Source organism: Hyphomonas sp., assembly GCF_041689225.1.
Classification (GTDB): domain Bacteria; phylum Pseudomonadota; class Alphaproteobacteria; order Caulobacterales; family Hyphomonadaceae; genus Hyphomonas.
Genome location: NZ_JBDNGN010000110.1, coordinates 1 through 4,011, shown reverse-complemented (window position 1 = coordinate 4,011; position 4,011 = coordinate 1). Strand labels below are relative to the sequence as shown.

Here is a 4,011-nt window from a genome sequence, read left to right as displayed (position 1 = left end):
TGGGGCCAGACTTTTGCGCCAAATGTGTTCGTGTCCCAGACCCCGATCAGTACCTCGCCCGAGATCCGCTGTCCGGATATCGAAGCAGCGCCAGAGCTTTATGACATTGTCTCGTTCGACGTGAGACCAGGCGATGTGATAATCCATGACGTCAGGACCGTCCATGGCGCCGGGGGCAACCGGTCGGATAGCTGGAGAAGGGCCGTGTCATTCCGGTATTGCGGCGATCGCATCCGCTATCGCGATCGCCCGGGTGCCATCCCCCAGGCTGGCTTGGCGCATAAGCTCAGGGACGGGGATCGGCTGTTCTCAGCAGATTACCCGGTCGTCTGGCCGAAACCCTGGCCGGGCTTTCGCCTCGCCGAGGCGTTTGACACCCAGAATCCTACGAAAGGCGAAGCCTGACCGGGAAAAGCAAGCTTCTGGCATAGGATGTTCCACGTCGAGCGTCTCGCGCACTGTCGTCAAAAATGCGTGCATCGTGTTGCATGAGCATCTGCCTGGATACTCCGTCTCGTCGCCATGCGTGGGTGACCGACACAGTCTCGACCTGCCTTCTGATTCGATCTATCGTGAGTGGTATAGATAATTAGGATCCACAGGATCCAGGGGGAGGAGGACGGTGAAAAAGCCATTGCGAAAGGCAACCGCGACACGTTCGGTAACCGATGTCGACCGGCAGGTCGGAGAGAATGTACGCAAATTCCGGATGGTCCGTGGGATGACCCTTGTCGACCTCAGTGAGGCGCTGGGGATCAGTCATCAGCAGCTCCAGAAATATGAAACAGGCAGCAATCGACTGAGTGCCGGGGTCCTGTTGAACGTCTCCCGTATACTGGCTGTCCCGCTGGCGGACCTGTTCGAACGTCTGCCGCCTCGCCATGTGGGCCCAAAATCCGCAGCCGAACAGTCACGCGAGCTTTGCCGCCAAGTGATTGACCGGACACAGTCGCAACAGACGCTCGACCTGATGGCCAAGGTGTTGAAGGTCATTTACGACAGTGCCGGCAAATGAGGCGGCGAAACCTGACATGACGCACGCTCGCATTTGCTCGCTGACGTGATCTTGTGAATAAGGCGCGCAGCCTGGGTTGATCCAGTTCATATCAGGCGTCGGCGAAGATGCGCTGCCAGTTGGTCAAGCAGCAGTACGGTGATAAAGATTACGAGCAAGATCGTGCCGACACGGTCATACTGGAACATGTCATAGCGGCCCTTGAGCTCCTGTCCGACACCGCCCGCGCCGACGAGGCCGATCACGGCCGCCATCCGCACGTTGCGGTCGAGTATGTATAATGTGAGTGCCGTGTAGCTCGGCAGTACCTGAGGTAGGACGGCAAGCCGCAGAGCTGCAAAACTGCCGGCGCCTGTCGCCCGGATGGCTTCCAGTGGCTTCGGATCGGCCGCTTCGATGTCTTCGGCGTAGAACTTTGCGAGGAAGCCCATACTGTGCAGCGCGAGCGCCAGAATACCGGCACCCGGGCCGAAGCCGAACGCGAGTACCAGGAACAGTGCGCTTATCAGCTCTGGCATGGACCTCAGGAACGACACGATACTCCGCGATGCGAAATAGACGACGGGATGAGGGGTGAAGTTACGGGCACCGACAATCGCCAGTGGCAGGCTCCCGATAATTGCGAACAGGCTCGCCCAGATTGCGATTTCAATTGTCTCGAGCATCTTGCCGAGAACAAAGATCAGGTATCCGGCGGGTTGAACCAGATAGGTCTTCTCGACGAGGTGTGTGTCCGTTTGGAACGTGTCGGGATCGAGCACGCTCACTTCGACCTGGACTGTCTCCATCCGTGCAAATGGCGGTAGGCGATTTGCGTCGAAATGTTCGATCATCGCGATCGGCGTGCGTTCAGCGATCGCAACGGGAAACATATCAGAGACAAGACCGCCCAGACCGCGCCCGATCTGGGAGCTGTCCTTCAGGCCGACACTCGCAAGGCCGAATTCTCCCATCTGCCCGGCCATCTTGCCGAGATCGACGCGTTGGGCAGAAAAGCTGAGCAGGACGAATGCAACGATGACAATGAAAACCGCGCGCGCATCAATCGGCGATTTCAGGCGCCAGGGTGAATCGTTCGGAGGCGTTTCCAGCGTGGTCATACAGAAACCTTTGCGAACAGCATTTTCAAGCGACCGCCACAATCGGTCTTAACCGTGTCTCCGGACCATCAAATATGATGGCAAGGGCGCCAGGTGTGAGATCAGCCGGCGGGCCATCAAAGACGATCTGTCCGTGGTTCAGGCCGACAATCCGGTCTGCAAACCGCCGTGCCAGGTCGATCTGGTGCAGGCTGCACAGGACGGCGGCGCCGCGTTCGCCTGCCGCCTCGCGCAACAGCGCCATGATTTCCTGCGCTGTTGCCGGATCGAGACTGGCGACGGGTTCGTCTGCAAGGATGACGAGCGGGTTGTTGATCAGCGCACGCGCAATGCCAACTCGCTGGCGTTGTCCTCCTGACAATGTCCCGGCGCGACGGTTTGCCTGGACTTCGTCGAGGCCGACCCTTGCGAGCAATTGGCAAGCCTTCAACCGAACCGCTCTTGGATAGGCTTGAAACAACACGCGCACCCAGCCAATGGAAGACGCAGCGCCGGCCATGACATTCTGTGCGGTGGTCAACCGCTCCGACAGACCAAAGTCCTGGTGCACCATGCCCATGCGACGACGCGCGGCCTTGAGGTTTCGACCCGTAATGGATTCCCCGGCAACTCTGATCTCGCCAGCATCGGGTGTGTTTAGTCCCGCTGCTGAACGCAAAAGCGTGGTCTTGCCTGATCCGGAAGGCCCAAGCAGAACGGTAAAACTTTCTGCGCCGATATCGAGCGAGACATTGTCCAGAGCGCGGGTGCCCGATGTGAAGGACTGGGAAACTGCATGAAATTCAAGGGCCGTCACGGGTCGTGCCTGGCAATTTTCCGTATCGGCACCGCTTCTTACTATCGTCATGTTCATTTCCATCGCGAGCGCCCGGGAGGGTCGCCGCTTCAATTCTGCGCCGTGCCGGCCTTGCGCAGGACGGCTGCTTTGAAATCATCATCAATGAAGGCGATTGCCGCTGCGGCGTCGGTGAAGACATTGTCGTCGACACGGGTGTCGTATCGGTCAACGCGCTTGCCGCCGTAGCCACGGATCGCGTCAGGATTGACGCCCGGTGCAGCATGGACGCCTGCGATGGCGTCGCGAAGCGCACTTTTCATCGCCACAGACAGGCCTGGATTCATGGCGATCGGGGGATTGGGGATCGGATCGGATTTGGCAAGAATCCGAAACGCCGAGGCATCGAGGCCGGCCTGGTTCACGGCCCGCTCGAACGATACGAGCGATGCGCCCGCAGCGTCGACCTGGCCGCTCTTGAGCGCCATGAGGCTGTTTGCGTGGCTGCCTGTGAGGCGCAGGGCGCCAAGATCAAACAAGGGGTCAATGCCGGCTTTTGCGATCATTGCGATCGGATAAGCGAAGCTGCTTGCCGAGTGGCTCGAGCCCAGCGCGAGCGAGTGGCCCGGCAGGTCCCCGATGGAGCGAATGTCCGAAGAAGCTGAAACAAAGAGCGCTGCATAATAGGTCGATGAACCATCGCGCTCTTCCACCGCCAGCAGTTCGGCACATCCGCGATTGCGCGCTTCGATAAAGGAGACCGGTCCGAACCAGGCGATGTCTGCCAGGCCGGCGCACATGCCTTCTATGACGGCCGCATAGCTCTGACCCACCTGCACATCGAAATACAACCCGCTTGTTCGCGTTATAGTGTCGAAAAGGGGCTTGAAGTCAGCCTTTGTCCCGTCCTCGGTGCCGCCGTCAGCCGGGATCAACAGCACACGCAACGGTTCCTGCCGCGTCCCACGCGTCTGCGCAGAAGCGGGCTCAAGCGCTCCTAGCGCGACAAGAAACGCCATGACGATCCATAAGCTGCGCATCCCGATTACCCCTGATATCCTGTGCGGCGTGCCTTTTGCGCGACGCAGTCATTCCATCCATACTGGGTAGCTGCTGCGTAT

Annotated in this window: 5 protein-coding genes; 2 read left to right on the top strand and 3 right to left on the bottom strand. The window is 59.4% G+C overall.

The window, feature by feature from the left end:
- The coding region (locus tag ACESNB_RS10570) for a phytanoyl-CoA dioxygenase family protein (protein ID WP_373007044.1) at nucleotides 1-405 on the top strand (405 nt) is incomplete at its 5' end.
- Nucleotides 406-622: 217 nt separating this feature from the next.
- A complete protein-coding gene (locus tag ACESNB_RS10565; protein WP_373007042.1) occupies nucleotides 623-1,015 on the top strand; it encodes a helix-turn-helix domain-containing protein in 393 nt (130 codons plus the stop codon).
- 86 nt (nucleotides 1,016-1,101) lie between these two features.
- On the opposite strand, the gene phnE is transcribed toward ACESNB_RS10565, so the two are convergent.
- Genes phnE through ACESNB_RS10550 form a run of 3 tightly spaced genes read right to left on the bottom strand, consistent with a single transcriptional unit; the run spans nucleotide 1,102 to nucleotide 3,930 of the window.
- A complete protein-coding gene (gene phnE / locus ACESNB_RS10560; protein ID WP_373007040.1) occupies nucleotides 1,102-2,115 on the bottom strand; it encodes a phosphonate ABC transporter, permease protein PhnE in 1,014 nt (337 codons plus the stop codon).
- A gap of 25 nt (nucleotides 2,116-2,140) precedes the next feature.
- Nucleotides 2,141-2,962 carry a phosphonate ABC transporter ATP-binding protein gene (locus tag ACESNB_RS10555; RefSeq protein WP_373007038.1) on the bottom strand — a complete coding sequence of 274 codons (822 nt, stop codon included), beginning with the start codon at nucleotides 2,960-2,962 and terminating at the stop codon, nucleotides 2,141-2,143.
- A gap of 38 nt (nucleotides 2,963-3,000) precedes the next feature.
- The gene (locus ACESNB_RS10550) at nucleotides 3,001-3,930 is read right to left on the bottom strand and encodes a phosphate/phosphite/phosphonate ABC transporter substrate-binding protein (RefSeq protein WP_373007036.1); all 930 of its coding nucleotides are present in this window, start codon (nucleotides 3,928-3,930) and stop codon (nucleotides 3,001-3,003) included.
- Between the last annotated feature and the right edge of the window lie 81 nt (nucleotides 3,931-4,011).